The organism is Nonomuraea sp. NPDC051298 (assembly GCF_055586305.1).
The window spans coordinates 80,696-105,861 of record NZ_JBVJIM010000030.1; the positions used below are offsets into that span (position 1 = coordinate 80,696).

42 protein-coding genes are annotated in these 25,166 nt (G+C 68.9%); 3 read left to right on the forward strand and 39 right to left on the reverse strand.

Features of this window, described 5'->3' with window-relative positions:
• The first annotated feature begins 171 nt into the window (after nucleotides 1–171).
• A complete protein-coding gene (locus ACZ6S0_RS46270; protein WP_465926256.1) occupies nucleotides 172–420 on the forward strand; it encodes a hypothetical protein in 249 nt (82 codons plus the stop codon).
• Here ACZ6S0_RS46270 and ACZ6S0_RS46275 read toward each other — a convergent pair.
• From ACZ6S0_RS46275 to ACZ6S0_RS46310, 8 genes are all read right to left on the reverse strand, one after another.
• A complete protein-coding gene (locus ACZ6S0_RS46275; protein WP_465926258.1) occupies nucleotides 417–629 on the reverse strand; it encodes a DUF397 domain-containing protein in 213 nt (70 codons plus the stop codon). The genes ACZ6S0_RS46270 and ACZ6S0_RS46275 overlap by 4 nt on opposite strands.
• Nucleotides 629–1,480 (reverse strand): helix-turn-helix domain-containing protein, encoded by an 852-nt coding sequence (locus ACZ6S0_RS46280; protein ID WP_465926260.1) that lies wholly within the window; start codon nucleotides 1,478–1,480, stop codon nucleotides 629–631. The genes ACZ6S0_RS46275 and ACZ6S0_RS46280 overlap by 1 nt, the downstream gene beginning before the upstream one ends.
• A gap of 66 nt (nucleotides 1,481–1,546) precedes the next feature.
• On the reverse strand, nucleotides 1,547–2,035 hold the full coding sequence (locus ACZ6S0_RS46285) for a winged helix-turn-helix domain-containing protein (RefSeq protein ID WP_465926262.1): 489 nt from the start codon (nucleotides 2,033–2,035) through the stop codon (nucleotides 1,547–1,549).
• A gap of 128 nt (nucleotides 2,036–2,163) precedes the next feature.
• Nucleotides 2,164–2,337, reverse strand: a complete 174-nt coding sequence (locus ACZ6S0_RS46290; protein WP_465926264.1) for a ClpX C4-type zinc finger protein — start codon at nucleotides 2,335–2,337, stop codon at nucleotides 2,164–2,166.
• Nucleotides 2,337–2,819: an ASCH domain-containing protein gene (locus ACZ6S0_RS46295; RefSeq protein WP_465926266.1), complete on the reverse strand. Its 483-nt coding sequence runs from the start codon at nucleotides 2,817–2,819 to the stop codon at nucleotides 2,337–2,339. The genes ACZ6S0_RS46290 and ACZ6S0_RS46295 overlap by 1 nt, the downstream gene beginning before the upstream one ends.
• Nucleotides 2,816–3,160, reverse strand: coding sequence for a hypothetical protein (locus ACZ6S0_RS46300; RefSeq protein WP_465926268.1), 345 nt, complete (start codon nucleotides 3,158–3,160; stop codon nucleotides 2,816–2,818). Before ACZ6S0_RS46300 ends, ACZ6S0_RS46295 begins: the two co-directional genes overlap by 4 nt.
• Nucleotides 3,157–3,486: a hypothetical protein gene (locus tag ACZ6S0_RS46305; protein WP_465926270.1), complete on the reverse strand. Its 330-nt coding sequence runs from the start codon at nucleotides 3,484–3,486 to the stop codon at nucleotides 3,157–3,159. Before ACZ6S0_RS46305 ends, ACZ6S0_RS46300 begins: the two co-directional genes overlap by 4 nt.
• Nucleotides 3,486–3,752 (reverse strand): hypothetical protein, encoded by a 267-nt coding sequence (locus tag ACZ6S0_RS46310; protein ID WP_465926272.1) that lies wholly within the window; start codon nucleotides 3,750–3,752, stop codon nucleotides 3,486–3,488. The genes ACZ6S0_RS46305 and ACZ6S0_RS46310 overlap by 1 nt, the downstream gene beginning before the upstream one ends.
• Before the next feature lie 282 nt (nucleotides 3,753–4,034).
• On the opposite strand from ACZ6S0_RS46310, the gene ACZ6S0_RS46315 reads away from it, so the two are divergent.
• Nucleotides 4,035–4,442, forward strand: coding sequence for a hypothetical protein (locus ACZ6S0_RS46315; RefSeq protein WP_465926274.1), 408 nt, complete (start codon nucleotides 4,035–4,037; stop codon nucleotides 4,440–4,442).
• 222 nt (nucleotides 4,443–4,664) lie between these two features.
• On the opposite strand, the gene ACZ6S0_RS46320 is transcribed toward ACZ6S0_RS46315, so the two are convergent.
• The 15 genes from ACZ6S0_RS46320 to ACZ6S0_RS46390 all read right to left on the reverse strand — a co-directional run bounded on the left by ACZ6S0_RS46320 (nucleotide 4,665) and on the right by ACZ6S0_RS46390 (nucleotide 14,578).
• On the reverse strand, nucleotides 4,665–5,204 hold the full coding sequence (locus ACZ6S0_RS46320) for a bifunctional DNA primase/polymerase (RefSeq protein ID WP_465926276.1): 540 nt from the start codon (nucleotides 5,202–5,204) through the stop codon (nucleotides 4,665–4,667).
• An 11-nt stretch (nucleotides 5,205–5,215) separates the two neighbouring features.
• Nucleotides 5,216–5,590 carry a hypothetical protein gene (locus ACZ6S0_RS46325; RefSeq protein ID WP_465926278.1) on the reverse strand — a complete coding sequence of 125 codons (375 nt, stop codon included), beginning with the start codon at nucleotides 5,588–5,590 and terminating at the stop codon, nucleotides 5,216–5,218.
• 217 nt (nucleotides 5,591–5,807) lie between these two features.
• On the reverse strand, nucleotides 5,808–6,512 hold the full coding sequence (locus ACZ6S0_RS46330) for a hypothetical protein (RefSeq protein WP_465926280.1): 705 nt from the start codon (nucleotides 6,510–6,512) through the stop codon (nucleotides 5,808–5,810).
• Nucleotides 6,509–6,799: a hypothetical protein gene (locus ACZ6S0_RS46335; RefSeq protein ID WP_465926282.1), complete on the reverse strand. Its 291-nt coding sequence runs from the start codon at nucleotides 6,797–6,799 to the stop codon at nucleotides 6,509–6,511. Before ACZ6S0_RS46335 ends, ACZ6S0_RS46330 begins: the two co-directional genes overlap by 4 nt.
• Complete coding sequence (locus tag ACZ6S0_RS46340) at nucleotides 6,796–7,698, reverse strand: deazapurine DNA modification protein DpdA family protein (RefSeq protein ID WP_465926284.1); 903 nt, start codon at nucleotides 7,696–7,698, stop codon at nucleotides 6,796–6,798. The genes ACZ6S0_RS46335 and ACZ6S0_RS46340 overlap by 4 nt, the downstream gene beginning before the upstream one ends.
• A gap of 4 nt (nucleotides 7,699–7,702) precedes the next feature.
• Nucleotides 7,703–7,885: a hypothetical protein gene (locus ACZ6S0_RS46345; protein WP_465926286.1), complete on the reverse strand. Its 183-nt coding sequence runs from the start codon at nucleotides 7,883–7,885 to the stop codon at nucleotides 7,703–7,705.
• A gap of 3 nt (nucleotides 7,886–7,888) precedes the next feature.
• Nucleotides 7,889–8,230, reverse strand: coding sequence for a DUF4326 domain-containing protein (locus ACZ6S0_RS46350; protein WP_465926288.1), 342 nt, complete (start codon nucleotides 8,228–8,230; stop codon nucleotides 7,889–7,891).
• The gene (locus ACZ6S0_RS46355; RefSeq protein WP_465926290.1) at nucleotides 8,223–9,230 is read right to left on the reverse strand and encodes a phage Gp37/Gp68 family protein; all 1,008 of its coding nucleotides are present in this window, start codon (nucleotides 9,228–9,230) and stop codon (nucleotides 8,223–8,225) included. Before ACZ6S0_RS46355 ends, ACZ6S0_RS46350 begins: the two co-directional genes overlap by 8 nt.
• A 396-nt stretch (nucleotides 9,231–9,626) precedes the next feature.
• Nucleotides 9,627–9,908 carry a hypothetical protein gene (locus tag ACZ6S0_RS46360; RefSeq protein ID WP_465926292.1) on the reverse strand — a complete coding sequence of 94 codons (282 nt, stop codon included), beginning with the start codon at nucleotides 9,906–9,908 and terminating at the stop codon, nucleotides 9,627–9,629.
• Between the two features lie 64 nt (nucleotides 9,909–9,972).
• Nucleotides 9,973–10,275, reverse strand: a complete 303-nt coding sequence (locus ACZ6S0_RS46365; protein WP_465926294.1) for a hypothetical protein — start codon at nucleotides 10,273–10,275, stop codon at nucleotides 9,973–9,975.
• Complete coding sequence (locus tag ACZ6S0_RS46370) at nucleotides 10,272–10,628, reverse strand: hypothetical protein (protein WP_465926296.1); 357 nt, start codon at nucleotides 10,626–10,628, stop codon at nucleotides 10,272–10,274. The genes ACZ6S0_RS46365 and ACZ6S0_RS46370 overlap by 4 nt, the downstream gene beginning before the upstream one ends.
• Before the next feature lie 59 nt (nucleotides 10,629–10,687).
• Nucleotides 10,688–10,969, reverse strand: a complete 282-nt coding sequence (locus tag ACZ6S0_RS46375; protein ID WP_465926298.1) for a DNA-directed RNA polymerase subunit alpha C-terminal domain-containing protein — start codon at nucleotides 10,967–10,969, stop codon at nucleotides 10,688–10,690.
• A 50-nt stretch (nucleotides 10,970–11,019) separates the two neighbouring features.
• A complete protein-coding gene (locus ACZ6S0_RS46380) occupies nucleotides 11,020–12,750 on the reverse strand; it encodes a DNA cytosine methyltransferase (protein WP_465926300.1) in 1,731 nt (576 codons plus the stop codon).
• Between the two features lie 17 nt (nucleotides 12,751–12,767).
• A complete protein-coding gene (locus tag ACZ6S0_RS46385) occupies nucleotides 12,768–13,964 on the reverse strand; it encodes a hypothetical protein (RefSeq protein WP_465926302.1) in 1,197 nt (398 codons plus the stop codon).
• Nucleotides 13,964–14,578: a hypothetical protein gene (locus ACZ6S0_RS46390; RefSeq protein ID WP_465926304.1), complete on the reverse strand. Its 615-nt coding sequence runs from the start codon at nucleotides 14,576–14,578 to the stop codon at nucleotides 13,964–13,966. Before ACZ6S0_RS46390 ends, ACZ6S0_RS46385 begins: the two co-directional genes overlap by 1 nt.
• Before the next feature lie 80 nt (nucleotides 14,579–14,658).
• Here ACZ6S0_RS46390 and ACZ6S0_RS46395 point away from each other — a divergent pair, with 80 nt between their 5' ends.
• Nucleotides 14,659–14,931, forward strand: coding sequence for a hypothetical protein (locus ACZ6S0_RS46395; protein WP_465926306.1), 273 nt, complete (start codon nucleotides 14,659–14,661; stop codon nucleotides 14,929–14,931).
• Here ACZ6S0_RS46395 and ACZ6S0_RS46400 read toward each other — a convergent pair.
• From ACZ6S0_RS46400 to ACZ6S0_RS46475, 16 genes are all read right to left on the reverse strand, one after another.
• Complete coding sequence (locus tag ACZ6S0_RS46400; protein WP_465926308.1) at nucleotides 14,928–15,392, reverse strand: hypothetical protein; 465 nt, start codon at nucleotides 15,390–15,392, stop codon at nucleotides 14,928–14,930. The genes ACZ6S0_RS46395 and ACZ6S0_RS46400 overlap by 4 nt on opposite strands.
• A gap of 95 nt (nucleotides 15,393–15,487) precedes the next feature.
• Nucleotides 15,488–16,762, reverse strand: a complete 1,275-nt coding sequence (locus ACZ6S0_RS46405) for a hypothetical protein (RefSeq protein WP_465926310.1) — start codon at nucleotides 16,760–16,762, stop codon at nucleotides 15,488–15,490.
• A 31-nt stretch (nucleotides 16,763–16,793) separates the two neighbouring features.
• On the reverse strand, nucleotides 16,794–17,312 hold the full coding sequence (locus tag ACZ6S0_RS46410) for a hypothetical protein (RefSeq protein WP_465926312.1): 519 nt from the start codon (nucleotides 17,310–17,312) through the stop codon (nucleotides 16,794–16,796).
• On the reverse strand, nucleotides 17,309–17,758 hold the full coding sequence (locus tag ACZ6S0_RS46415) for a DUF6197 family protein (protein WP_465926314.1): 450 nt from the start codon (nucleotides 17,756–17,758) through the stop codon (nucleotides 17,309–17,311). Before ACZ6S0_RS46415 ends, ACZ6S0_RS46410 begins: the two co-directional genes overlap by 4 nt.
• A complete protein-coding gene (locus tag ACZ6S0_RS46420; protein ID WP_465926316.1) occupies nucleotides 17,755–18,333 on the reverse strand; it encodes a hypothetical protein in 579 nt (192 codons plus the stop codon). Before ACZ6S0_RS46420 ends, ACZ6S0_RS46415 begins: the two co-directional genes overlap by 4 nt.
• Complete coding sequence (locus ACZ6S0_RS46425; protein WP_465926318.1) at nucleotides 18,330–18,839, reverse strand: hypothetical protein; 510 nt, start codon at nucleotides 18,837–18,839, stop codon at nucleotides 18,330–18,332. Before ACZ6S0_RS46425 ends, ACZ6S0_RS46420 begins: the two co-directional genes overlap by 4 nt.
• Before the next feature lie 2 nt (nucleotides 18,840–18,841).
• Nucleotides 18,842–19,477, reverse strand: coding sequence for a hypothetical protein (locus ACZ6S0_RS46430; protein ID WP_465926320.1), 636 nt, complete (start codon nucleotides 19,475–19,477; stop codon nucleotides 18,842–18,844).
• 68 nt (nucleotides 19,478–19,545) lie between these two features.
• A complete protein-coding gene (locus ACZ6S0_RS46435; protein WP_465926322.1) occupies nucleotides 19,546–20,160 on the reverse strand; it encodes a hypothetical protein in 615 nt (204 codons plus the stop codon).
• On the reverse strand, nucleotides 20,157–20,459 hold the full coding sequence (locus ACZ6S0_RS46440) for a hypothetical protein (protein WP_465926324.1): 303 nt from the start codon (nucleotides 20,457–20,459) through the stop codon (nucleotides 20,157–20,159). Before ACZ6S0_RS46440 ends, ACZ6S0_RS46435 begins: the two co-directional genes overlap by 4 nt.
• Nucleotides 20,456–20,608 carry a hypothetical protein gene (locus ACZ6S0_RS46445; protein ID WP_465926326.1) on the reverse strand — a complete coding sequence of 51 codons (153 nt, stop codon included), beginning with the start codon at nucleotides 20,606–20,608 and terminating at the stop codon, nucleotides 20,456–20,458. Before ACZ6S0_RS46445 ends, ACZ6S0_RS46440 begins: the two co-directional genes overlap by 4 nt.
• Nucleotides 20,608–20,961, reverse strand: coding sequence for a hypothetical protein (locus ACZ6S0_RS46450; protein WP_465926328.1), 354 nt, complete (start codon nucleotides 20,959–20,961; stop codon nucleotides 20,608–20,610). Before ACZ6S0_RS46450 ends, ACZ6S0_RS46445 begins: the two co-directional genes overlap by 1 nt.
• An 11-nt stretch (nucleotides 20,962–20,972) precedes the next feature.
• Nucleotides 20,973–21,119, reverse strand: coding sequence for a hypothetical protein (locus tag ACZ6S0_RS46455; protein ID WP_465926330.1), 147 nt, complete (start codon nucleotides 21,117–21,119; stop codon nucleotides 20,973–20,975).
• A complete protein-coding gene (locus ACZ6S0_RS46460) occupies nucleotides 21,116–21,418 on the reverse strand; it encodes a hypothetical protein (RefSeq protein WP_465926332.1) in 303 nt (100 codons plus the stop codon). Before ACZ6S0_RS46460 ends, ACZ6S0_RS46455 begins: the two co-directional genes overlap by 4 nt.
• A 145-nt stretch (nucleotides 21,419–21,563) precedes the next feature.
• Nucleotides 21,564–23,105 (reverse strand): hypothetical protein, encoded by a 1,542-nt coding sequence (locus ACZ6S0_RS46465; RefSeq protein WP_465926334.1) that lies wholly within the window; start codon nucleotides 23,103–23,105, stop codon nucleotides 21,564–21,566.
• A 348-nt stretch (nucleotides 23,106–23,453) separates the two neighbouring features.
• Nucleotides 23,454–23,678, reverse strand: coding sequence for a hypothetical protein (locus tag ACZ6S0_RS46470; protein WP_465926336.1), 225 nt, complete (start codon nucleotides 23,676–23,678; stop codon nucleotides 23,454–23,456).
• Nucleotides 23,675–24,937: a hypothetical protein gene (locus ACZ6S0_RS46475; RefSeq protein WP_465926338.1), complete on the reverse strand. Its 1,263-nt coding sequence runs from the start codon at nucleotides 24,935–24,937 to the stop codon at nucleotides 23,675–23,677. The genes ACZ6S0_RS46470 and ACZ6S0_RS46475 overlap by 4 nt, the downstream gene beginning before the upstream one ends.
• Nucleotides 24,938–25,166 lie beyond the last annotated feature (229 nt).

A 25,166-nucleotide genomic window follows, 5' to 3' on the forward strand; every position in this document is an offset into this window, starting at 1 on the left:
GTGTCTACGGGTTCAGGTGGCCGGAGCCCGACATGGCACATGTCGGCCATTTGTGCAGAAATACCGCAGCATCATGGCATATCGCGGCAATGCCGCACATGGGATACGGTGAGCAGCGCTCTTCGTAAGAGTTCTTCACTAAACTTCGTCAACGTAGACGGGGGTCCACCGATGAAACGGCTAGCCCGTATTCGCAGCGTTACTGTTAGCGTCACCATCATCGCGGTCGCAGCGATCGTCGTGGTGCTCCTCGACACCGCCGACGACCTCAGCCCGGCCGCGCTCCTCCTCGTCTCCGCGCTGCTCGCCGCCGCCGCCGCAGGGGTTCTGTACGACACCCTGCGGCGGCCGACGCCGCGCCCGCCTCTGTCAGAGGCTTACCAGCGCGGCTACGACAGCGCGGACCGACCCCACGACTAACCTGCTGGGCGCCATTCGGGATACCATTCCGGCAGGTCAAACTTCCGCCGGTTCACACCGCGCACAAAGTCCTCCCACTCCCCCGGTGTGAAATCCAGCACCGGACCCTGCCGGTCACGACTGTTACGCACTTGAACGCCGTCCCCACCACGGCGTACTTCCACACAGCCGCCCGACTCCGACGCCGTCACCCAGTTCTCGCCCAGCACTATCTGATCTCCTCTGCCACACGTCCGATGAACGCAGCCGACTCCTCACGCGGCAACGCCATTGCCTGAAGCCGACCCAGTAGCCGACCGTATTCCCGCACACGCGGCCCGCGATCCAGCACTCCTCCCCCGCCCGCCTCGATGAACAATGCATCCACCAGCCACGGCAGGTTCAGCAGCACAAAACCACCCGCCATGCCCGGGTGCGCGCCCACTGCCCGCGGCAACACCTGGATGGCGACGTTCGGCCGGCCCGCCTCCCGCGCCAGATGGTCGAGCTGGTCACGCATCACCTTCGGGTCGCCGATGTGCTGCCGCAGCGCGTCCTCGGCGATGACCACGTGCACGTGAACGGGGTCGTCGCAGCGGATGATCCACTGCCGCGCCAGCCGCGCCCTGACTTTCATCTGCACGAGCGATGGTCCGTCGTCGAACCGGTCGGCGGCGATCACCGCGTGCGCGTACCCCTCCGTTTGGAGCAGGCCGGGGACGAGCAGCGGGTGCCAGTACCGGATGTGCTGAGCCTCGGTCTCGAGAGCGACATACTCCTCCAGTTCGCCGAGAGCGCGCCGGTGTGGCGCCCAGTACGGGGTGAGGCGGGCGTCGGAGACGAGTTCCAGGCACTCCTCGCGCACGTCGTCATCGCCGTCGTACAGGTCGAGCAGCAGTCGCACATCCCCGGGGGTGACGTAGCGGTTCTTCCCGCGTTCCAGCCGCGACAGCGCAGATGGGGTGACTCCAGTCTGCTGGGCGACCTGGGCCCCGGTGAGATGTCGGGCTTCGCGTAGCTGGGCGAGGCGTACGCCGAGGACGCTGAGGCGGTACGGGGGGCTGATCCGGGACTCAGGCATGCGAGCAATTCTTCCGCCGATCATCCCCGGATATGTAGGGGCAATGTAGGCCCCTTCCGCTATCTTTCACTGCGCGGTGCGGCGATCCCTGGTCGGCGCTGGGCCGGCGAACCGGCCGCGGCCGGGCCGGTGGTGGATGAGCCCTTCTTCGCGCAGTTTCCGCAGCGCGATCGTGATGGTGATGGCGGCCAGCCCGTACGTGTCCATCAGCTCCTGCTCCGGCGGGAGCGGGTCGCCCGGCTTGATCCGGCCCGACGTGATCGCCTGCCGGAGGTCCTCGACCAGGCGCCGGGACGGCGGAACAGGGGCCCCCGTCGTGCCGCCGGTCACGTACGTGCCCTTGGCGTGGACGGTCTCGACGCGGCCCTGCTCGCGCAGCAGCTTGATGGCGTCCCGCACGGTGTTGCGGCTCACCTGGAAGCGGGCGCCGAGCTCCACTTCGGACGGCAGCTTGTCGCCAGGCTTCAACCTGCCCTTGTCGATGTCGGCGGCGATGGCTGCGGCGATCTGCGGGTAGACGGCGTCCGCGTGGGTGCGCTGCCGGTCGTGGATCATGAGGTCCACCGTACCGGGACGGGGGACATGTGTATACGTACGCGAAAGGCCCCGGCAGGACGGGTGTCCCTGGCCGGGGCCTTTCGGTTGCGCGGGAGTATGCAGATCACGCGCGTGTACTGGGCACTTTATCCCGGGTTGGCCGCTGCCCGCTGCTCCTTCTCTTCGGCGATGATGACGACCACGAGTTCCACACAGTCGTCGCAGATCGCCATGCCTGCCCCCTGGACGACGATCCGGCGCGCGTCCGGGTGGCCCCCGCACCAGTGACAGCTAACGGGAAGCACCTCCAGTTGCGGCATCACGACGCCATCACGAGCTGGGCGCGTACCAGAGCCTCGGCGTCCGGCGGCACATCCCACACGTTCTGCCAGCCCCGGCACGGCACTGGCTCGCCAATCCGGCGTACGTTGGCCAGCAGCCAGTGCACCTGGCCCGGCTCCGCCCACGGGGACGACGCGTCGCGAACCACGTCCACCAGTTCGGCCACGGCGATGATGGCGCCGAGCGTGAACCGCCGCCCGTCCGGCAGCAGCTCGACGGTCCGGCCGGTGGCGGTGTCGATCCGGACCTTCAGGGGCGGGTCGTAGGAGCCTCCGGGCCGCCGGTCCTGGGCAACGGCGTCGATGACGCGGGGGTCGGTCGCGCCGATCTCGTCCCAGTGCTTCCCGGCGTGGATGGCGATCTCGCCGCGGTGGCGGGTACCTCGCGTTCGGTTCTCGACGGGCTTGAGGTCTGCGGCGACGGCCCAGGCCCAGGGCTGCCAAATGGTGAGCGCCTTCACAGCCCGAATCTTCCGGTGAGCATGGCCACGATCTCCTGGGCGACGCGACGGTCTTCGTCCGGCTCGTGAAGTTCGGCCGCGTTGACCGTGTCCTCGTCGGTCTCGATGTCGTAGTCGGTGACGAACAGCTCTGGCCAGGTTCCTGGCTCGAAGTCCTCCTCACCGCGCAGCCGATCGCACTCGATGTAGGCCCGCTGAACGCCGACTGGATTTTCGTGCTCGCCGTTCACGGTGGTGGAGTCGATGTAGATGGTTTCGTCGGTGCCGGGCTGGGCGGCGAGCAGCCCGACGATGTCCTTGATTTCTTCGCGGGTGATGTAGGCGCTGATGCTGGTGCTCATCGCTGCGTGATTCCTTCCTGCTGGCTGTGCGGGGTGGCGTGATCGCCGGTCTTGAGCGCGGCGTCGGCGAGTTCGGTGAGGATGCGGCCCGGCAGGTCCACGCTGGTGGCCCGCATGGCGGTGGCGGCCTGGACGGTGAGGCGGGCGATGAAGTCACAGAGGTCGTCGGCGCTGTCGGCGCTGATTGCGAAGTCATGGCAGTTGCCCGCGTCTGTCAGGTAGAGGACCCATTCGCAGGGGGGCAGGTCCTCGTCGTCGGCATTCTCGGCGGTGACGACCGTGACTTGGAGGTTGGGTGCGGCGCTACCGAACGAGGTCATGGTCATCAGGCACGGACCTCGGGCAGGTGCATGCTCATGAAGCCTTTGTCGTAGCCGGGCGGCTGTGCGGCGATGTAGACCGCCTTCTCCTCGTCAGTGAGTCGTTCCACCTGGTCGGGGTGGGCCTCGTCGTTGGCGAAGGTGCCGTGCCAGGCGACGTTGAGGGTGCCGTCGTTGTGCACGTCGGTGACGGTGCCTGTGTGGTCGGGCCAGATGAGGCTGCGGACGTAGTCGCCCGGCTGGATGGGGTGGCTGGTGGTTGGGTCGCTCATCGCTTTCATGATCCTTTCTCGTTGGCGATACCGCCAACGAGTCTGCCGGAGACGCCTCTCCGCGTGGCCGCGTTAGCCGGAGAGAGCCTGATCGAATCCCCTTTGAGCTTATCTCTTAGAGCACCTTTACATAGGTGCTGTGACGCATTCAGTGCCTCACGGAAACGGACATAGCGAACACGTTTTTGTCGCGAGACATGCCAAGGTCTACGGTAGGGATCACAGCAGCCGCCCACCGCCACACACCACCAGGAGCACCACGTGGCCCGCCGTACTCGTCCGTTGGCGCAACCGCGAACAGGACCCACCCGCACCAAGGCCGTCCGCTGGACCGACCTCATCAACACCGGCACCCGGTTGGATGAGAACACCCTCAACCGCATTGACGATGCCTGCGAAGCCACCGGCCTAGGCGTACAAGGCGTATGGGAAGCCGCGATCAACTACTACTGCGACCAGCTCGGCATCCCCGCCGAGATGCCGCCAGGCAGTGAGCGCAACCCCGTTCCTCGCCCCAGTTCGCCCCCGGCCGACCCGGAGTCGCTCACACTCGTCACCGCTCGTCTCACCCCGAACACCCGCGCCCGCCTCGTCTCTGGCTGCCACCAGGAAGGGCTGGGTGGGCAGGAGTTCATCCCGGCTGCGCTCAACGCGTGGTTCGACCAGCTCGGCGAGAGCAGCCAGTCCTAGGCTGTCGCTCGACGCCGACGGCTGGCCACCGCGCCGGCCCGGACGGCTCCCAGTCGTCGGGCATCGCGTTGAGGAAGAACCGGCCGCCGCCGCCGCAGTGCCCGGCGCGGTTCACGCTCCCGGCGCGCAGGTCGAATTCCTCGCGGTCGAGGAGACGTACGAGGCGGGCGACGACCTCGGCCGCCAGGTCGTCATCGTCGTCCATGACACGTGTCTGCACCATCAAACCCTCCCGATGTCGAGCAGGTCAGCAAGCCAGCCGGGGCAGACCGCGATCGGCATGTCTCGCTCGATCACGTAGGCGTGGCCGTCGATGACGGAGCCGGGGCCGACCAGATAGCCGCCACGTCCGCCCCGGCCGGGCCCTCGAGTGTCGATCCCAGGCCCGAGCGGCGAGCCTGGTGTGCGGCCCGCCGTCGAGCCGATGACGACGCCGGCGGGCACCGTGAGATAGAGATGTAGCCCGCCCGAGGGGGTGCGGACGGTGAGCGTGTCCGGCCACTCCTGACCGCGCTGGTCGCAGGTAGCGGCGAAGCGGGCGATGCCGTCCACGTTGTTCTTCACGTCGAGGTCGAGGCCGAGCACGCCGGAGCGCCAGCAGCCGACGCCGACGTTGTCGCCCGCGCGCCAGATGGCGGCCAGCACGTTGGGATCGGTGGTGGCGGCGTGCTGCCAGCCGGGGCCTATCAGGTGCTTGCTGCCGGGCTCAAGGCCGAACACGGCCAGGCCCCGGGCGGCAACTGTGTACGGGTCGGGGATCATCTCCTGCCCGTCTACAGGTCACCGCAGTGGCAGCCGTAGCCGGAGCGGGTGTCGCCTCCGCACTCGGGGCACTCGGCTTCGGCCGCCTCCAGCTCATCGAGGTCGTCCGGGTGCATGAACTCGCGGTGCCGCCACCCGGTGCATTGGCCGTTGTAGCAGCCGCAGCCGGGGCACTCGGGGCAGGCCATGCCGTTCGTCCACCCGCAGTTCTCACACAGGGCCTCGTTGGCCGGGTCGGTCATGATGGCGACGGCCTCGGCCGGGGTTTCCTCGCGTCCGTCGAGCCAGTCGAGGAGTTCGGTCCGGACGGCGGTGTACGGCTGGCCGGGCCGGTGCTCCATCAGGTCGCGCACGGCGCGGCCCAGGTCGCGGTTGTTGTGTGGCATGTCTCGTCCCATCCACGGGGTGCCCACGCTCACCCCGCCCGGTTCGAGAGCGCACGGCAGCAGCCAGTGCGGAAGATCCAAAGGTTGGGGTGCCGCTCGCCGTCTTACGACACTTCCCCCATCGTGCGCCGCATCCTGCGTGGGCCGGACTCGACTTGGGGTGGGCTGGAGCGTCAGCCCTTCCGCAGGCTACCGCACGTTGACGGAACCGCCAACGTCACTTTGCCTGCGGCAGCTCGCCCCGCTCAGCCAACCGCCGCTTGTAGTAGCAGACCGTGGACCCGTCCACACCCAACAGGCGAGCGATCTGCATTGTGCGTTTGCCCTCAACGAGCAGCTTCCTCGTCTTCTGCACCCGCTCCTCTGTGCCAGCCTGACGCGGCCGACCGCCCTTCCTCGGTTCCGGCGGGCCGCCGTTCGGGCGCCCTGCTCGTGCCCATCGTTCGTGACAGGCCCGGCACCAGCCATGACGCTGCACCGCGATCGGGCGGGCCCGGCATGCCGAGCACACCATCGAGAAATGGGGGGCACCGTCATTCAACTGCCACCACGTGACCTGCTGATCCTGCGAGAACAGGCCGTCATTGCGGGACTCGACCGTACGCTTCACGAGCCTGCCTCGCTCCATCCGCCGCAGTGCGGCCTCCAGGTTCACCATGCGGTCCCCCAGCAGTACCCGCGCAAGCTCGCCGGCGGTGAACTGGGACCGGGAGTATCGGCACAGGTGCGCGAGGATGCAGGGCATCACCTGGTCGTAGTAGGTCGGCGGGCACCGCGGGCCACCGTTCATATCGTGCAGGTAGCGCTGCACCGTCCGTTCGCTCACGCCGAGCTGGGTAGCCATCTCGCGTGGAGACAGGTTCTGGTTCTCGTTGACGAGGTCCAGGCATTCGATGAGCCGTTCCCACTTGTCGGATCTCACCTGCCCTCCCCCTGCGCAGCGATCAGGGCGGCAGCCTGGGACTGGGCCTCCTCGACGGTCAGGCCGTCAGCCTGCATGAGCATGTTGATCAGCGAGTCCATACCCGCCGCGACGACCTCGGCCGCCGCCTGGATCGTCTCCGGCACGCCATCAGCGGTCGCGAGGGTGAGCACGTCCAGGTCGCGGGAGACGCTGCGTGCCAGGTACGGCATGAAGTCGGCAGGTTCGACCGATGGCACATCCATGTCGGCGGCCGGGGTGGTGGGGGTGTCGTTGAGCTGAGTCATGATCTTCTCCTGCCGTAGATGGGGATGCCCGGCCTGTATCGCACGCGCGGCGGTTCCGCTCTGGCCGGGGACGACAGCCCTTCCCCGTAAATGCCAGGCAGTTCCATCACCGTGTGCAGCGGCGTGGCTGGAAGGCTGGCCAGCATGCGCGCACGCCAGGCCAGTGCGTAGACGTGACAGCTCGAACAGGTCGAGCCGCCGCGGGGATGGGTGTGTTCGGGGACTTCGATATAGATGTCGTCGGCGTTCTCGCGGGCATTCCTCGACCACGCCTGAGAGTCGGCCGAGACGAGGAGATGCCCGAACCGGCGCAGCCCGAGCGTCTTCACGCCGAACCCGTGCATCTTCAGACCCAGGCTGGCCAGTGCGCCGAGCACGCGGCCGATCTCCGGCGTGCTCTGCATTCGGCATACCGATCCGACGCTGACGAGCGGCGCCCTTGTCAGGTCGATGCCGCGTCGCGCGTACATATCGACGTGGCGTAGGAAGGCGTCGCGGCTGTCGCCCTGGAGCGGCGGCACGAACGGGCAGTCGGGCCCCCACTCTCCGTGCAGGGTGATGTAGTTGTCGATCGACAGGTGTTGGTGGCCGTTCACCGACCGGCCGGACTTGGCGAGCGCGGGCGGTTCGCACATCCAGTCCTGGCAGGCCGCCCACCGCAGGTTGCCGATCTCTTCGGCGTACCGGCGTACTGCCCGCACGTAGTCGATTGCCGTGGCCGTGTACTCGCCCCGCTGCGTGACCTGGGTGAAGCCGCCCGAGTCGAGAATCCACGGAGCCACAGCACGAGGCAGCTCACCCTTGATCGTGGCCAGGCGCGGGTAGGCGACACAGAGCGGCACGCCCACGTCCTCCCGCTTGAGCCAGGAAGGCGTGCTGGTTCCGAGGAAGAACTGCATCGGATCACGCCTCCTTGACCCCAAGGAAGCGGCGGGCACGAGCGATGTCGTCGCTGTGTCGCTCGCTGTAGTGCAGTTCCATCCGCTCGTGCGCGGGCTCCGGGCCAACGCTGGTCTCGGAGTGACCGCACCAGAAGAAGCAATGCACGGTGATCACGGGGAACAGGGGGCGGGTGATCTCGGCCATAGGTCACCCTCTGGTCGCCATCGCGGTGAGCAGGATGTCCACGTGGCAGTCCTCGTCCAGCCCGCACCGGCACGCGGCGTCCTGGCCGGCCAGCTCGGCGCGGGCCCGCTCGACGAGCTCGGGGTGCGCGGCGAGGTGCGCGCGGTAGAGGTCGAGGACCTCCGGCCGAGTGTGCACCCGGCCATCGCAGCCAGGGCGCCAGCAGCCCACTGTGGAGAGGGTGTGCGGGTTCGCGTACAGCGACCGCTTCAGGTACGGCCCTTCCCGCCCGCACCAGATCGCCCTGGCCGGGAGCTGCGGGTGGAAGAGGTCACCGGTGACCTGCACGCGCCTGCTCTCAGGCATCGGGGTACTCCGTCCACGTCAGGCCGTCAAGGACGGCACCCGCCTGATGCTTGCCGAGCCGGACCATCTCGATCCGGTGCCCGTGCTCATCGACGGGCTTGCCGACGAGGACGTGTTTGTCCGGGCTACGGCCGATCCCGACCGCGCCGCTCGGCGCCCATTCACCCCACTGTTTGAAGAAGAACGGCACGCCCGCCTTGACGCACTGGTCGCGCAGGCCACGCGGCCAGTCCGGATGCATCGGCCGCGCGCCGGGGCCGGACTCGCCGCCGGCCACCACCCAGTGGAGCGCAGGCGCGCTGTTCCAAGGAGCGGCGGTGAACCATTCGTCGAGGAGCACGACCGGCCCGAGCAGCGGTTCCACCGAGATCCACCGGACGGCGATGTGCGGGGTGTCGAGCAGCGTCGGGATGCGGAGGTCGGCGGTGGCCTGGTCCTCCACGGAAACGCCGATCTGCACGTTCGGCAGCGGACGGACCGGCATCCAATGCCCGTCCACGCTGGAGTCGGACGTGAGCTGCATCGGCGACGCGGACCGGTATCTGCCGCGGGCTCGGTCGGCGGCGATGGGCCGGCCGTGCTCACCCACCGACAGCCAGAAGTCGTCCGATCGGAGCATCGACCGCATCGGGCCGGGCCGCTTGGTGAGGATCAGGTAGGTGTGGTGGGGGGTCATCGCCATGACGGCGAACGCCTGCGCGACCATTTGCATGGGCACCTGCTCGTGCCAGAGGTCGGACATGCTGTTGACGAAGATGCGGTGCGGGGCGCGCTTCCGCAGCGGCATGACCATCCGCTCGGGGTGCAGCATGACCCCGGTGGAGGCGCCAGGCTCGCTGCCGTTGAACCGGCGCCCCGCGACTCGCATCGGCGTCTGCCGTTCGATGTAGCACCGGCGGCAGCCCTCGGAGACTCGGGTGCAGCCGGTGACGAAGTTCCAGGTCATGCCCTGGCGGCCGTCAGGTCCTCTGAGCCATTCGATGGCGCTGTTGTCACCCATGAGTCGTGATCTCCTTCGGTTGGTGGTGTTCACATCGCGGCCCGTCCACGAACGGCCGGGCCGGTTCCTCGCCACACGGTCCAGGCCCCTGCATGCACGGCCCGTACAAGAGGCTGGAAAGTGGCGGGGCCGGCGCCGCGCTGATGTCGGCGGGCGCTGTGTCGAGCTGGGCGGGGTACTCGTCGCTCGGCGTGTAGACACCGTCCGTACGGCCTTCGCACCAGCAGCCGGGCATCGCGCACGCGCCGGCCCCGTGGATCCACACGTCGTCGGAGACCGACCAGCCGCTGCCGCGGCCGAGGGTGTGGCCGCCGTTCTGGTGGCCACACCTGCCGCACGGGCGCTCCAGCTCGTCCGCGGTCGGCCGTCGCGCCCACGCTGGCTTGGCCGTTCGGGTCACGAGTAGGCACCCAGCAGGCCGGTGACGATGGCCGCCGCGAATTCCTCGCCGACGCCTTGGACGACGTTCGTGTGCACGTACCAGTCGCCGTCTGCGGTCAGCAGGTCGAGCCGCCAACTGCCGTCGTCGGTCGGGTCGAACACCAGCTTGCGCTCCACGTCCCCGGGGAGCGGGACCTCGACGAGGTGCTCGTCGCCGTCGTAGTCGATGCGCGCAGTGATTCCGGCGCGGGTGAGGGCGGCGTGCAGGTCTTCGTTCTGCTCGTCGTACTTGCCCATGTCGGGCCTCTTCCTTCGTGGTGGTGGGAACTGGCCGCCGCCAGCTCGGCGGCGGCCAGCGTGACTAGGTGCTGCGTTTCGCACAGACCTGAGCGACCAGGTCCTCGACGGCCTTCACGGCGTCGACGGCCGTGGGTTCGGGATCGCCGTCCTTGAGGCCGCGCACGGGGTTGTGGCCGTTCCACACCGACCAGCGCCAGCCCTCTTCGCCGGGGACAGCGGCGAAGACGCTGCCGTTCACCAGCCTGTCGCCGGGCAGGTATTCGGCAGGCTCATTGAGCCGCAGCCCTTCTATGAAGGGCCTGAGGTGCCAGCCGGGATGTCCGGCGATGGCGGCGGCCAGCTCGGCGTGCTGCTCGCGGTTCACTCGCTCACCTCGCTGGCGTGCTCGGCGGCCTGGCCTCGCTTCGTCGGGTGGCCGAGAGCCTTGTCGGCGTCGTAAGCAGCACAGCCAGAGCAGGCCGCACGCTCGGTGGCGCGGGCCTCGTCGAACATCACGCCGCAGGTGAGCGCGTGCACGCAGTGCGGGCAAACGTTCTTGATGTCCGGGTTCTGCCACCAGTCGCCGTAGGTGTAAGCGCCCTCCATCCGGCCGTCTGCGTAAAGCCAGCCGCAGTAGGTGTAGGCGTGCAGACCGCCGCGTCCGTTGCCGTAGTTGACCCAGTTGTTGTGCTGGGTGATGACGTGTTTGATCTGGTTCGACTCCAGGTCGATAGCCATGGGTCTCCTTGGTGGTGGGTGGCCCCACCGGCCTGGCGGTCGGCGGGAGCCTGGCGGGTTCAGGGGGTGGTGTTGGCCTGCTCGGCGGCCTGGGCGAGACTGGCGCGGACGTTGTCCAGGCAGCCGATCCCGAAGTTCCGGATGTCGAGCAGGTCTTCGTCGGTCCTCTTCGCCAGGTCGGCGAGCGTGCAAATGGACTCGCGCAGCATGCAGTTGCGGGCACGGGTGGTCAGGCCCGGCAGCACTTCCTCGTCGCGGAGGTCGGCGTTGTCGGGCAGGCCGGTGGCCTTGACCAGGTCGTTGATGGTGCGGGTGTCGGTGTGGCTGGCGATGATCGACACGGTTTCTCCTTCATGGGTGGTGGTTGGTTGGCGGTACCGCCAACGTAAACTCATGCGGCTAGGTGGCGCGGCAGTTCCTCCCCGGTCAGCCATTCACGCATCGCTGAGACCAGCAGTTCGGCCATAGGCGGGGTGACGGCGTTGCCGTACTGGCGCACTTTCTGCCGCTTGTTGCCGAGCACGATGTAGCTCCCGCGGAACGCCATGCCGCGGGCGACCTCGCTGGGGTCGAGGATGCGGAACCCGACCTCGTTGACGTCGATCTTGTCAGGGAGAGGGATCGTGGGGGTGGCGACGCCGTAGCGGTCGATCGTGGTCAGCGTCCCCATGGGTTCGCTCGCGGGCCTCGCTACGCCGTTGTTGTAGTACGGCACCATCAGCGCCTCGGGGGCCGTGGCCAGGAGGTTGTGGTTACCGCCCGCTGAGAACGTGCCGAGCGGGGCGTCGATCGAGCGGGCGGTGTCCTTGCAGCCGCCGCCCCGCATGGGGACGATAAACGACGGCGGGACCGCCAGCGCGTGCGCGGCACCCTCTGTCACGAGCGTCGCCAGCGGATCCCGGCGCGGGTCGATGTTCCGCACTCGGCCCGACCGCAGTAGCGTCAGGAAAGGTTCGGGCGGGAAGGCCCACCCGGTCTCTCGGCGGCCGGTTGTCGTCCGGATGGGCTCGGTTGCCGGAACGGCCTTCTTCCCTTCGCGGCCCTCGGCCGGGACCACCAACGGCGGCAGCACCGCTAGCCCGTCATTCTCGGTCGTGGTTCGGGTCGGCATCGGCTCCGTCACTGGGGTAGCGTCCGTTCTCCAGGTGCCACCGGTCGGCACCAGCAGCGGCGTCCAGAACGTGTCGATGCCCACCTGGACACGAGCGACGGTCGCCGGCGCGTAGGGCCGGAACGTCTTGCCCGGCTTCCCTTCCCCGATCTTGCGCGTGGGGAGGGAGAAGTCGATCGCCTCCCAGGCGGGCAGTACCGGCGGCACTATGATCGCGTTCCGGCACCGGCTGTTCGGGCATCGCCAGTTCCACTGACTGCGGAAGGCCCCGGCCTCACGGTTCGGGTTCTTGAAGACCTGCATCGCGTACACGACCTTGTCGCAGGTCGGGCAGTACGCCTGCGGCCGGAGCCACTTGTCGAAGTCTGGGTCGCGGCCCACGCTCTTGTGCCAGTACACGAAGTACAGCCGGTCCCGCGACTGCGGCGCGGCGAGGGTCCGCACCGGCTGGGCGTGCATCGAGTTGAGCCCGAAAGCGCGGGTCTTGTAGTCCATCCGGTGGAATCGCTCCCGGAACGCGCGGAAGCCGTCCCAGTCGTACTCGGGGAGCACGTTCTCCATGATTCCGAACAGCACAATGTCGTGCGGGGAGCGGCGCCGGACGTACCGCCCCTCGACGTAGTCGGCGACCTGCTTGGTCAGAGCGCGGCTCTCTTCCTCCACGAGCTCCTCCTCCATCTCCTCCTCGGTCTTCGGGATCTCGAACAGCTCGCCCTGCTGGGAATTCAGGAACTTCTGCTTTTTGCCGCGGGCGACGGACCACTTGGTGCATTCCGTGGAAGCCCAGTGGCCTACCGTTGTGGGCCAGTCGAATACCGGGGCCTCACGGATGTCGCCGTCCTCGTGGCGGGTGTTTGGGAAGTTGGCGCGGTGGCTGTCGAGGGCCAGTTTCCAGTGGTTCGCGGCGAGAGTGACCTCGACGTCGGGAACCTCGTCGGCGCCCTGGGACGAGCCGCCTGCGCCGCAGAACCAATCGGTGAGGGTGACCACGTCGTTGTCGTGCACGTACATATCGACCTCCGTGAGGGTCAGAAGGCGAGTTCGAGCTGCCGGAGGGCCATCAGGCCGTCCCGCCACAGCTTCGGGAACGCGGGGTTGGTCTTGTCGTGCGCCCAGGCGGGAGCGACGGTGAGGAGGTGTTCGACGGTCGGGTAGTAGATGCCGCGCCGTCGCCACCACACCCGGTGGTGGCGGCCGTCCGTCTCCAGTTGTCGCCCGAGCAGTACGGCGGCGCGTTCCAGCCGGACCCGCGTCTCGGCGCGGGTGCCGGTGACGAGCAGGTTCAGGGACCGGGCCGGCCGTCCGGGCTTCATCGCGTCGCCGCGATTCTTCCCTTTGCCGCGCTTCTTGCCGAAGCCGCGCCGGACGTCGATGACGGCCCACTCCAGGTCGTCGAGGTGCCGCTCGAACGCGTCGAGCAGGATCGGTCCCCCCGGCCACGCGGCGAACAGGTCGTACAGTTGCTTGCCCGCGAGGAGTCCCTGCCGGGGGTTGCAGGCGACGGCCAGGTACTCCATCGTGAGCGTGCGCATGGCCTGGTGGGGGTGGGCGAGCAGGCGCGGCATGGTGCGCGCCCGGCCGCCCTTGGTGACGGAGAAAGCGAACGGGCACTCGACGCAGTGTGATCTTTTCCAGTGCACGCCTAGCTTGGCGTAGATGTAGCGCTCACACGCGTCCCAGTCCCAACCCCAGTCCACGAGCGGGTAGCACGGGATCTTGTTGGGGAGCCCGAGCGCCAGGTCGCCGACGACGCGCTCGGGCTCGCTGGCGTCGTAGCCCATGACGTGCACGTACGGCTCGTCGCCGATGTTGGCGGCGATCCATTGGTCGATGACCCAGCCTTTGAACTTCTGGCTGTGCTTGCGGTCGGAGGACTGGGGCACGGTCGCTGTCGTGACCAGTTCCTCGGACAGTTCGTACGCGCCGCTGGTGAGGCACAGGATCGGCTCGCGGGTGTCGTCCAGGACGACGATGCCGTCCCGCTCGAAGTGGCCCGCGCGAGCGAGCTGCACGGTACGGACATGGTGCTTGGCGAGCAGCGGGAAAACGTGCGTCTCGACATCGACGGCGGTGTCGAGGAACTCGTCACCCGTATGAGCTGTGACGAAGATCAGGTTCGACAGGTCCGGCAGCAGCTCCGGAGGCCGGGTCTCGGGCTCGTACAGCCAGCGCAGACAGACCGCTGTGCCATTCGCGCCCAGCCCGTACGAGAAGACGACGATCATCAGGCCAGCTCCCCAGGCATCGGCAGGTCGTTCATGACGACGCGCCCCAGCTCGTAGGGGTCGGGGTCGCCCCACGACACCAGCCGGACCTTCGGATCGGTGAGCGCTCGGAGTGAGATGCCGCGCGGCCCCTTCCGCGCGGTCATCGTCACCTCGTACTCGGCCATGCTGAAGCGGACCGAGTACCACGGCGTGGCCGCCCTCCCCGAGCGGAGGATGGCGTCAGCGCTCGGGCTGGTCTCCTGACCGCACCAGCACGCCGCCGGGATCGAGCACTGGCGTTGCGGGCGAGTCCGGTCACGCAGACGAGGCAGCCGGCCCGACAGCATCGGACACGCGCGGATCGCGTAGGCAGCGCACCACGGGTGCTGCGCCGGTTCGTTGACGTAGCCGAACCCGAAGTCCTGCGGCCGGGCCATCAGCACCGCGGCCCCTTCGAGCTTCCGGGCACAGAGTTGGCAGCGCCGATCGACGATGCACTCGGCCACCCGGTCGTCGTTGGTTCGGCCGAACTCGGGGGTGCCGTCCACGTGGTGGAGGGTGATGTACGGGATGACCATCCCAGCGTGCTGGGGGGCATTGGCGAGTTGGATGGGGATCGCAGCGTTGGCCACTGCTCGCCTCCTGTTCTTCCTGGTGGTGGTGGTTGTTGTTGCCCTCACCCGGGCGAGGGGCGGGGCGTACGATCGGATGCGTGGATGCGCTGGATGAGCAGGTGTGGACGGTCGCCTGGTGGGGCGACGGATGGGGCGTGTGGCCAGGCGAAATGCCGGACCGCACCGCGCCGCCCGTCTACGCCACCGGCAACATCACTCAGGCAGCCAGTGAGGCGGCGTCGTCCTGGGCGGTCGGCGTCGTGCCGCCGCACCCTCGGCTGCGGGTGCGCTGCCCGTACGGCGGCGACCCGGACGGCGAGGCGCGCTTCCGTGCCCGCGCCGCCCGGCGACGCCGCTGGTGGCGGCCCTAGTAGATCGAGATCTTGCGCGGCTTGTCGCAGTTGATCCGCGCGGACTCCTCGACCGACGCCCGGTACTCCTTGCCAGTGTCGAACGTGCCCGCGACGCCCACCTTGGCGCGGTAGCGGCCCGACAGGCACGGGTGGTGGGCCAGCACGTACCGGTGGTCCGGGGCCACGTTCGGGAACTTGTCGCTGTTGACCTTCAGCCAGGGTGCACCGAACGATTCCCGGTACTCCAGGTCGATGCTGAGGAGCTGGGTGGCGACGCCGGACGGCTTGCTGCATACCTCGTTCACCAGAACGCGGACGCGTGGCTCGGCCGACCCGATCCGGACGGCCTCGACGTGGACGTACCTGTTGCAGCCCAGCGCGCCGGGCTTGTAGGGGTCGCTGGTGGTGCCTTTGGCGCCGCATCCTGCGGGCTCGGCGGCGAGGAGGACCGCTGCCATAGCGAGTGCTACGAGTTTCATGATTACTCCCTTTGCGTGGAGGGCGGCCCACCCCGCGCCGGGGCGGGCCGTACGATCGGTGGTGGCGCGAGCCCGATTAGGGCGGGCTCGCGCTGCTACAGCTCGTTCGGGTTGGCAGCCTGGTGGCGGTGCTCGGCCGCCCGCCGCTCCGCCTCGGCGCGCTGGTCGGCCAGCTCCTGCTCTCGCTCGCCGAGCCGCTTGGCCTCATGCTCCGCCTCCCGCGCCCGGTGCGCGGACCGCTTGCGGAACCCGGCCTCCTCGATCGCGTCCTGCTCCGGCAGCCCGCGGTAGTGGTCGCAGAGCTGCCGGACGATCTGTGCCATCTGGGCGCCGGTCGTTTCGGGGACGCGCCCCTTGCCCTCCCGGAACGGCTCGAACCAGCGCCACTCCTCGTTCGGGGAGACGTTGCTGACGGACGCGAACGTGATCCCGTTGATGATCGGGGCGTGCGGGCCTGCCTGGTGGTAGCCGCTGTCACCCCACGCCCAGCGCGGCTTTTCCCAGTCAGCGGGAATGTCGTCGCCGTACTGGACGGTCACCGAGTTGTCGCCGCCCGTGTCGCGGCGGTACTCGTACGGGCCGATCCAGATCACGCCGAATCCGGCGATGGCGTAGCGGACGCCCGGCCGGGCCAGGTCAATCGTGTGCAGGAACCGGTAGCGGCGGGTCTTCGGCTTGCGCCCATTGGCCGCTCCCTTGGTCAGGACGATGGTCTCCCAGCGGACGCCGGGGGTCTCGTACGGGTCGCCGTAGTCGTCCCGCATCGGGTCCGGCCCCAGCGTGGATAGCACTGAGGAGTCGAACCCGCCGAGCTTCTTGAGGACCGCGTTGAGTGCTTCCGCCACGTCCTCCCGGGTCGGGGGCGCCCCGGCCTGCGGCTGCATCACCGCGCACGAGTCCAGGCAGCGCTCCCCCTCGGCGGTGTTGCAGAACGGACACGGGCCGTTCTTCGGCACGGTGGCCTGAGCAGGGAACACGTCCTCGACGGGCCAGGTCTTGTAGGCTTCCTCGACCTCCTCCATCTGGCCCGTCTGCTTGTTCTCGACCTCCTTGGTGACCTTGCGTTCCACTTTCGGGGCGATGATCCAGACGGCGGCGTCCTGGTCAGCGATGGCGCGGCCATAGCCGCCCCAGAAGAACCGCGGCTGCACGTGCGCCGCGTCGGGGTTCTGCCCGTAGATGCGCAGGCAGTTCCGGATGGAGTACGGGTTCATACGGGCGCAGAACTTCCGGAACCCGTCGATCGCCTCGGGATGGTCCCGCAGCACGATCGCTATCTTGGTCTCGGCGTCGTACGCTCGGGCGCGGCCAGCGTCCTTGCGGGCTTGCCAGGCTGCGAGTTCTTCGTCGGTCATGTCGGTTCTCGGCACGGTGGTTCCTTTCGGCGGTGGTGGGCGGGATCTAGTTGGCGGGACCGCCAACGGCGGCAGGGTGGCGGCCGAACCGGTCGGTGATGAGCCGTTCCAGAGCCGGTTTGGTGTTGGATGCGTCGAACAGATCCCGGCAGTGGTAGGGGTAGCCGAGCAGTCGCTCCGCGCGGTACGACACGTGGATGATGTGCGTGCCGAACGCCTCCTCAACGTGATCCTGCGGGTCGTCGTCCTCGGCGAGCATGTACTCCCACACCTTCCACAGCAGCGGGTGCTCGTCGGGGTCCGCGAGGGGCTGGCCGTCGATGAACATCTCACCGTTGTCGTTGATGTCCACCAGCCACTGGCCGCCGTTGTCGATAGCGACGTGGCCCGCATAGCAGCAGCCGGTCCCGCATTCGGTGCGGAACTGGGCCTGCATCCAGGTGGGCGTGGCGACGGTGGCTACCTCGAACGGGATCTCGTCAGCGGCGGCGATGCGGTCGAACCCGCGCCAGGCGCGTACGCGATGCAGGTGCCGCTTCTCGGGGGCGTATGCGAGCGAGGTCATGATCTTCTCCTTCGTGCGTTGGCGGAATCGCCAACGCGATACGGTTCCGGCCGCCACGCGTCGGCAGCGGCCTCCAGGGCGGCGTACAGCTCATCGTCGGCCGACTCGGGGAACGAGTCAGCCCATTCGGCGACACGGACGTACGCCATGCGCGAGTCGTCTCGCCCGACCTTGACCTCGGGCGCGGAGCGTGGCAGCCGGTGGAAGTCCACCAGCCACACCAGCGTGGCCCGGACAACCGGGACGCGGCACTGCGGCACCCCGGCAACGAACACGTCCCCGGCGAGCGCGCCGATCGCGCCGACCGGGCAGAAGCCGTAGCGCGCGGTGAGGCGGCCGATGACGAAGTCGCCGCGTACCCGCCACGTGGTGCGCATCAGGTCGATGGCGTCGCGGATCAGGTCTGCTGGGGTCGGCTCTGGCGCGTCGGTGAGCAGGTCCGTCATGCCGCCTCCTCGGACGGCCACTGGCCGGGGTCGAGGACGACGGCCATGGTGGGCCAGCCCTGCGCGATGAACTCAGCCTCGGCCAGCGCCACCGTCCAGGTGACGGTACGCCAGGCGCCGTCCTCGCCGCTGGCGGCGACCGCGAATCTGGCCCAGGCCGGGTCTCCCCGGTGGATGACACCGACCGGTCCGGCCGGGCGGTAGCGGCGCTCCCCGGACGGCAGCACCACATAGCTGAGCCGGTGCGACATACACGCCTCGCACCAGGAGAACTCCTCGGCAGGACCGAACCGCAGGGCGAAATGCATGTCCTCGCCGGTCCCGGTCCACTGGCCGCGCTGGTCGGCGGGCGTCTGCGCGAGCTGGTGGCAGCCCTCGACGTGGACGACGGTCAGCGTGGCGCGCACCGGTTCGGTCCGCCAGGGCCGCCGGGTCACGGTGGTGATCGTCGTCGGGTAGGTGAGGACTGCGCCCGGCCGCACGTACGGCGCGCTGTTCAGCACCTCGGGTGGCAGATGCCGGATGGTGCGGTAGCCGCCCGTGGGAAGCTCGGGCAGCACGGGGATCGCGGTCACAGGTCCTCCTCACAGATCGGCGTCGGCAGCCCGAGCGAGTCGTAGCGCGGCCCGAGGATGTACGGCACGCCGAGCTCGACGGCGAGCTTGACCGCGGCGAGGGCAGTCTCGGCCCAGCGGCGGACGCGCCACTGGCCGTTCCGTTTCTCGACCAGGGCGTACTCGCCGTACTCGTAGCCGTCCAGGTCGCCGCCCGTGAAGATGACGCCCATCGGCCGGTACCTCTTGGTACCGTCCGGGAGGGTGACGTGGTGAACGCCGTGCGGCTGGCAGTAGCGGCAGGAGTCCAGCCCGTTGTCCATCGCCTCCTCGAACGTGGTGCTCCGCTCCCGGATCTCAGCCTTGTCGTACTTGGCCAGGTCGGGGCAGACCGGGACGTGCAGCACCTCGTGCGCGGGCGCCTCCCAGACGGTCGCGTACGTGTGGATGCCGCGCGAGTCCTGATAGATGGGGTGGTTGAGGAGCTGAATGCCGTACTTGACCGGCTTGCGTTCGGTGCTGGGCATGGTCAGCCTTTCTCGACGGCCGCCGCGGCGGCGGGTTCGGGGATCTCGTGCAGGACCCGGACGACGGTCAGCCGCCGGTCCCCGTACTCGGCGTGGTAGTCGCACAACGCCTTCCGCTCCAACGGCGCGCTGTCGTCGCGGGTGTATTCGCGGGTCAGGCACATCACTGTGCCGACGTCGTCGCACAGCCAGCCCTTGCACTCCCCCGCCGCGGCAGGGGCGGGGTCGAGGCTGGCGGCGCTGGTCGGGAACGGGTCGCCGTCCACGCCGTCGTCGTACACGACCCGGAGTCGGAACTTCCACGGGCCGGCGGCCGGGGAGTGCTCCTCCAGGCGGAAGCCGACGACGGTCCCGGCCCGGCCGCCCACGGTGACGCGGTCGCCGACCCCGTGCAGGTTCATCTCGGTCTGGCTGCACTTCATCCACCGATCGACGTCGAGCACGGGGATGGTGTCGTACTCGGCTCCGCCTGGCGGCAGCAGCGCGGCGCTGACCGGGGTGTCAGCGCTGTAGAGGATGAGGATTGACCAGCGGTCGCGTATGAGCATGACCGAGGGCGGGGCGTCGTCGTGGCGGGGGGTGAGGATCCACTTGGTGAGCAGCGCCTTCGTGGTCAGCAGCTCCTTGTGGTGGCTCATGTTCTTCCTCTTCTCGGTGGTGGGGTGACGGGTCTGGTGCTGGCGGTGGCGTCGTCAGCACCAGCCGGTCAGATGTCGTGCGGGTGGTCGCTCTCGCCGTGACCGTCTGCCCGGTACCAGGCGTAGAAGTTGCGGTCGTGGTAGTCGGTGAGCAGGTCCGAGCCGTCGTAGTTGTACGCCCACGTGATCTCCTGAAGGGCTTCCTTCAGCGCGGTGAGCTGCGGCCCGGCCTTGCGCCATTTCATGGTCGAGTCGTAGGGGTCCGGCTGGTCGATCCACCAGTCGGGGGGCACGCCCGTGATCGTGATGTAGATGGACCGGCCGCCCGCGTAGTCCTCCTTCTTCACCGAGAAGCGGATGCTCGCGGGGGCATCCCCGATCGGCTCGGGCACCTTCACCTCGCCCGGCCGGGCCGGTTGGCGCCCGAGCTTGCGCAGGACGGCGATGTCGGCGCGGATGAGCTTGGTCAGCTCGGCGGACGGGATGTAACCGGTGTACTTGGGGCCGTACGCGCGGCGGCCCGGCCCGCGATGGCCGGGCGCAGTGCTGCTGGTGTGGCCGTCGCGTTGGGCGCGGGCCTGGAGCCGGACCAGCAGGCGGCGGGCGGCCTCGCGCTCCGCGTCGGGGGTGTTGGGGTGGTCGATGAGCGCCTTACAGGCGTCGATCTTCGAGGTGAGTTTCATGCGGTGCTGCCTACCGCGCTGGGGGTTGCCAGGGTGAGGCTGGAACGGCGGACGCACAGCAGCCGATCGCCGTTCTCGCCCTCCAGCTCATACCGGTTGTACGGCTCGTAATGCTTGTCGATGTTGGGCCGTTCGCGGTGGGGCAGGGACCAATAGATCTGGTCCCAGACCTGGTCGAACACCCTCATGCAGTCGTCGCAGCCGCATTGCCCGGCGACGGTCCACGTACCGTACTGCTCGGGCAGGGAGCCGTAGTAGACGACCACGGCTCCCGGCGCGAGCGGCTTCAATGTCGTCATCGCCCGTCCTGCTCGTCCTGCTCGAGGATGCGCTTCAGGTCCTCGTGGGCGTGCCGCAGCATGTACGTGTGGTCGGCGGTCGGGTCATCGAGAACACTGCCGATGACGGCGGCCAAGTTCACGAGTTGGTCGCGGATCCACTCAGGCATCAGCTCTCCAGGGTGAAGGCGGAGTCGAAGAGGCGGCCCACGTGCAGGTCGGCCATCTGCGCAGACTTCGGGTTGCGGTCGCAGGCGGCCTGGTAGCGCTGCGTGGCCCGCGCCCATGCCTCCCCCATCACCTCGTCGGCACGGTCCACGACGTTGGTGGCGTGCTCGTAGCCGAGCGGGTTGCGGTCGGTGACCGCGGGCGGCCACATCACCGATCCGCGCATGTGCCCGGCGTCGAGGAGTTCGGCCGCCTTGTGCACGGCCACGCTGAGGCCATGGATCTCGCGGGCGATGTGCAGGTAGGCGTCGGCGTCGGGGTCGCCGGTGGCGACGAGCTTGCCCAGGTTTTCCATGGGGTGTCCTCTCACAGGCCGGGGTCGGCGTCGGAGATCTCGAAGCCGTCGAACCAGTCGGCGGGGTCCTGCATGAGCACGCAGTCGGGGTCGCACTGCTGGTCTGCGGCGGCGCCGCACTTAGGGCACGGCCGGTCGAGGTCGAAGAGGGCGGTCACAGCACGTTCCTCGCGGCAGCCTTCGCGGCGTACCACTCGGCGTCGGAGTTGGCGACGAACGTGCAGCCGCCGGTGCCCTCGGTGCAGCGGGACTGGCCCGGCCGGAGGCCGACCTGCTCGGCGTAGACAGGCGGGTTGCGGTACTCCACGCCGGAGCTGTGCAGGCAGATCCCCCGAGCGCGGAGGGCGGCGAGCCGGTTGCCCTCGCGCTCCATGGCGGCCTGCTCCAGGTCTGCGTCACGGCGGAGGGTCTCGATCGCTTCCAGGTCGGTGCCCGGGTCGTCGGCGAAGTAAGACATGTTGATCTCCCATCGGTTCGGGGTTGCCGCGCGGGCCGCGCGGTGCGTTATCGTTGGGAGCACTGGTACGTACTCCCGGTGGTGGGGGTCAAAAGCTGGTGAAGTGAGCCGGACCCATGTGGCGATGGGTCCGGCTCAATGCGTTTCAGAGGCTGTTCGCCTCGTCCGGCGGCGGGCCGGCGGGCGCGTCGTGTCTGGCCATCAGCAGGGCGGGCGTGGCGTGGGTGCGCTCGGCCTCCTCGATGAGCCGCTGAGCCGAAGTCACGTCGTGGCCCTCAGCTTCCAGGACCTCGACGATTGCGGCGCGGAGGTCTCTGATGACGTACTGGCTGATGGCGGGATTGCGGTTGGCTCGGGCCAGCTTGTGGGCGGCCCACAGCATGTTCAGCAGGTTGAGGTTGGTGGGCTCGAACGCGCCGTACATGGTGCCCACGGTGTCGGTGGTGTGGTCGTACACCTGATGTCCTTTCGGCGGGGGAGCCGTTGGCGGTACCGCCAACGAGCTACCCGCGTAGCAGTCGTACTGGCGGGCAAACTGCTCGACGTGGTCGAGCATCCCGGCGACGTGCTCGGCGCTCAGCGTGCTGTAGTCGAAGTCGCCGTAGGGGGCGATGCCGACCGTCTCGTGAAGCCAGCCCCGGGCCGACGCGTTCACATCGGAGGCGACCGCGGGCAGCAGCTCGCCGTAGTCGATGCCCGTCACGATCTCCATGACGGACGCGATGGCGACCGTGACTGCGTCGAGCACGTGCTCGGGGCGGGCGCCGGCGGCCCGCGCGTCCTTCATCACCTCGGAGGGGGTGATGGCGTCGATCTCGTTGGCGGGGATCGCGGTGAGGTGCTGGAGCAGCTCGGCCGCGATGCCGGGGGGCAGGTGGTCGAGGACGGCGGCGGCGTTGCCGGCGGCCAGGTTGAGCCCGCCGAGGCCGGAGTTGGCGGTGAGCCAGGCCCCGGCCCGGTCGATGACCTCCTCGAACGCGTCGGCGACGATGTCGGAGACGGGGACGCCATCAGGGTCCACCACGGTCATCTCGTGGCCGGGGTAGGCGCGGACCTTTCGCTCAGCGACCGCGCTGATGTGCTGGCCGACCCGCACGCTGACGGGAAGGGCGGTGTCCGGCTCGGCTGTGGCGGCCTGCTCGTACAGGGCGCCGGACAGCAGCGTCTGCTCGATGGCGTAGGTGACGTGGTCCACCCGCTCCTGCCAGGTGTCGGCGGTGGCGCCTGTGAGGAGGCGCAGCGCTTCAGCGCGGACGGCGGCGGTGGGGATGAGCGGGTGGTGGACGAGCGGAAGTTCGAGCGTGAGGGCGTCGGCGACCTTCACGATCTGGTCGGCGGGGGTGGCTCCGGCGTGCTCGGCCAGTTCGCCGATGCGGGCGGCGGTCGGGGGGAAGGTCTCATTGAGGCGCGTGGCGACGGCGACGGCAGCCATGTCGAACTCGCCGGTGTCAGGGTCGGCGGTGTTCGCGCGGACCTCGTCGGCGACGCAGGGGTGCAGGTCGTCGAAGGTGCCGTATCCGGCGGCGACCTGCTCGGCGGTCATGCCCCAGATGGCGGCGTCGGCCTGGTGCTGTTCGCTGGCACCGTGGTCGGTAGCGGCGTCGAACAGGTCGGCGGGGGTGAGGGTGTAGATCCGGTCGGCGGGGATCGCGGTACCGGGAACCGGGAGGGGGGCGGGCTGTTGCATGGCACTCCTTGGGGGCGTTTCCGCTGGTCACTGTCTGTTTTGATCTTGTCTGGTGCTAGCTCCAGTCTACCATTTTGCGCACGTATGTATATGTAAGGAATCGTTCCTGGTCAGCGCCTAATGATCTTGTCTGTACGCGATCCTCCGCCAAGATCATCGTTGGCGGTACCGATAACACCTGACACCACCTGATCGCCTGCCAGCGTCCACCATGAAGACCATTCCGCACGTCTCCAGGCGATCTCTCGGATACCAGCAACGACACCGCGCCACCAGCCGAGTCCCCCGGGGGCTGGGCGTCACCCCGCCCTTTACACCGTAGATCGATCTTGTCGCGCGACATGTCCCTCACTCCCTCCTCCCCCGCTCCTCCCGGGCACGAGCACGAGCCCTCGCCAGCGACACCTCCCGCGCCAACGCCGCCCTCGCCCGCTCGATCCCCTCCTCGCTCGGGCCGACCACCGCCTCGGGCTCCGTCGCCCACTTCACGCGCGCCAGCTCCTCCTCGGCCGCCATGTCCGCACGCTCCCACCGGGCAGCCTCCCGCTCCCGCCTCGCTTTCGCGTCCGTCATCCCGACCTCCGAGCCCGCCACTCAGCCAGCCTCGCCACCTTGGCCACCTCCCGCTCCCTCCGCTGACGCTCCATCTCCGCCCGCACCCCCAGGTACTCCCCGCTCGGGGCAGCCGGCGTGGACAACGCGGGCGCCGGAGCCAGCGCCACCGCCCGCGGCACCTGCTCACCCGCCTCCAGCTCAACGCCGAGCTCGGCCGCACGCCGCACCCACTCCGCCCGCCGCGCCTCCTGCGCGTCCCGCTGGGCAGCCTCGGCCGCCGCACGCCGCTGCGACGGCAACGGCAACACCCGGCCATCCGGACCGATCCACGCCGACAACCGATGCCGCACCCACCCCGCCGGATGCCGGATCTCCTCCGCCCTCGACCACGTGTACGTCCACCGCGAGTCGTCCCCCCGCACGTCGAGCCCGTGCAGCACGTCGGCCGCCGTAGCTCCCGCGTCGATGAGGGGTTTGAGCAGCCAGCGGAGATACCAGGGCGTCATCAGCCGCAGGACGGGGGACTCCTCCCGGAGTCGCTGGCACATCGCTAGTCGGTCTCGCTTCGTCCGTGGCGTGGCGTGCAGGTGCCAGGTCGGCGAAATGCGGGAATGATCACGGAAGCGGTGGCGGTCTGCCTCGCGCGTGCGCGTGGGATCAACTCTGGTTCTCTCAGGGAGAGAACCAGAGGGGGGTTCACTTGTCGGTTTCGGCAGGTCGGTGCACTGGCGTTCATGATCATTACTGGTGCGGAGACGGTCAGCGCGCGAGCGGCGCGGCACGGCCAGCACCCAGACAGCAGCGCGGTTCCCGAGCCCGTCATCGACCAGGCCCGCGGCGTTGCCCCTCCGGAACCTGACGGTGGAACCCTGCTCGACCACGCCGAGCCAGCCTCGGACGCGCAGCCACCGCACCCACCGCTTCACGGTCGCCTGCGACAGGCCGGTCACCGAGACCAGCCGCGCGATCGTCGGCCGGGAGCACATCGTGGACCAGTCGGCGGCCCACGCGATCAGGTTCGCGAGCCGCAGCAGGTTGGCGTAGCCGTCAGACCTCAGGCTCAGGACCTCCGGGTCCTCCTTGAGGGTGCGCAGCCACTCCTGCTGGGAGCCGGCCCGGCGCATGCCGCGCGGCACCGCCGCGGCGATGAACGCCCGCGATGGCGAGCCGGTGAGGTCGGTCAGGTGTGTGTGCGGGCGCGCTCCGACAAGCGCGGCGCACTGCGAAGTGCCGCGTTGGGATCGTCGGGGGCGGCCCGCTTCGGCCGCCGCCGTCATGGCGCTATGGCCGGGGACGGCGGGGTCGAAGACAGCGAGATCATTCCGGGCGCATTCCGCAGCGGGCGGCATACGGCGGCCAGCGCTGGCACACAGTGGCACACGGCGGGCGTGGATGAGCTGCAACTACCGCAGGTCAGGCGCTGAATTCTGGCTGGTCTGGAATGTCCGGTTGACGGAGGCCCTAGCTCTGGCCCACGAACTTCAAGTTCGTCGACTGGCGCCAGGT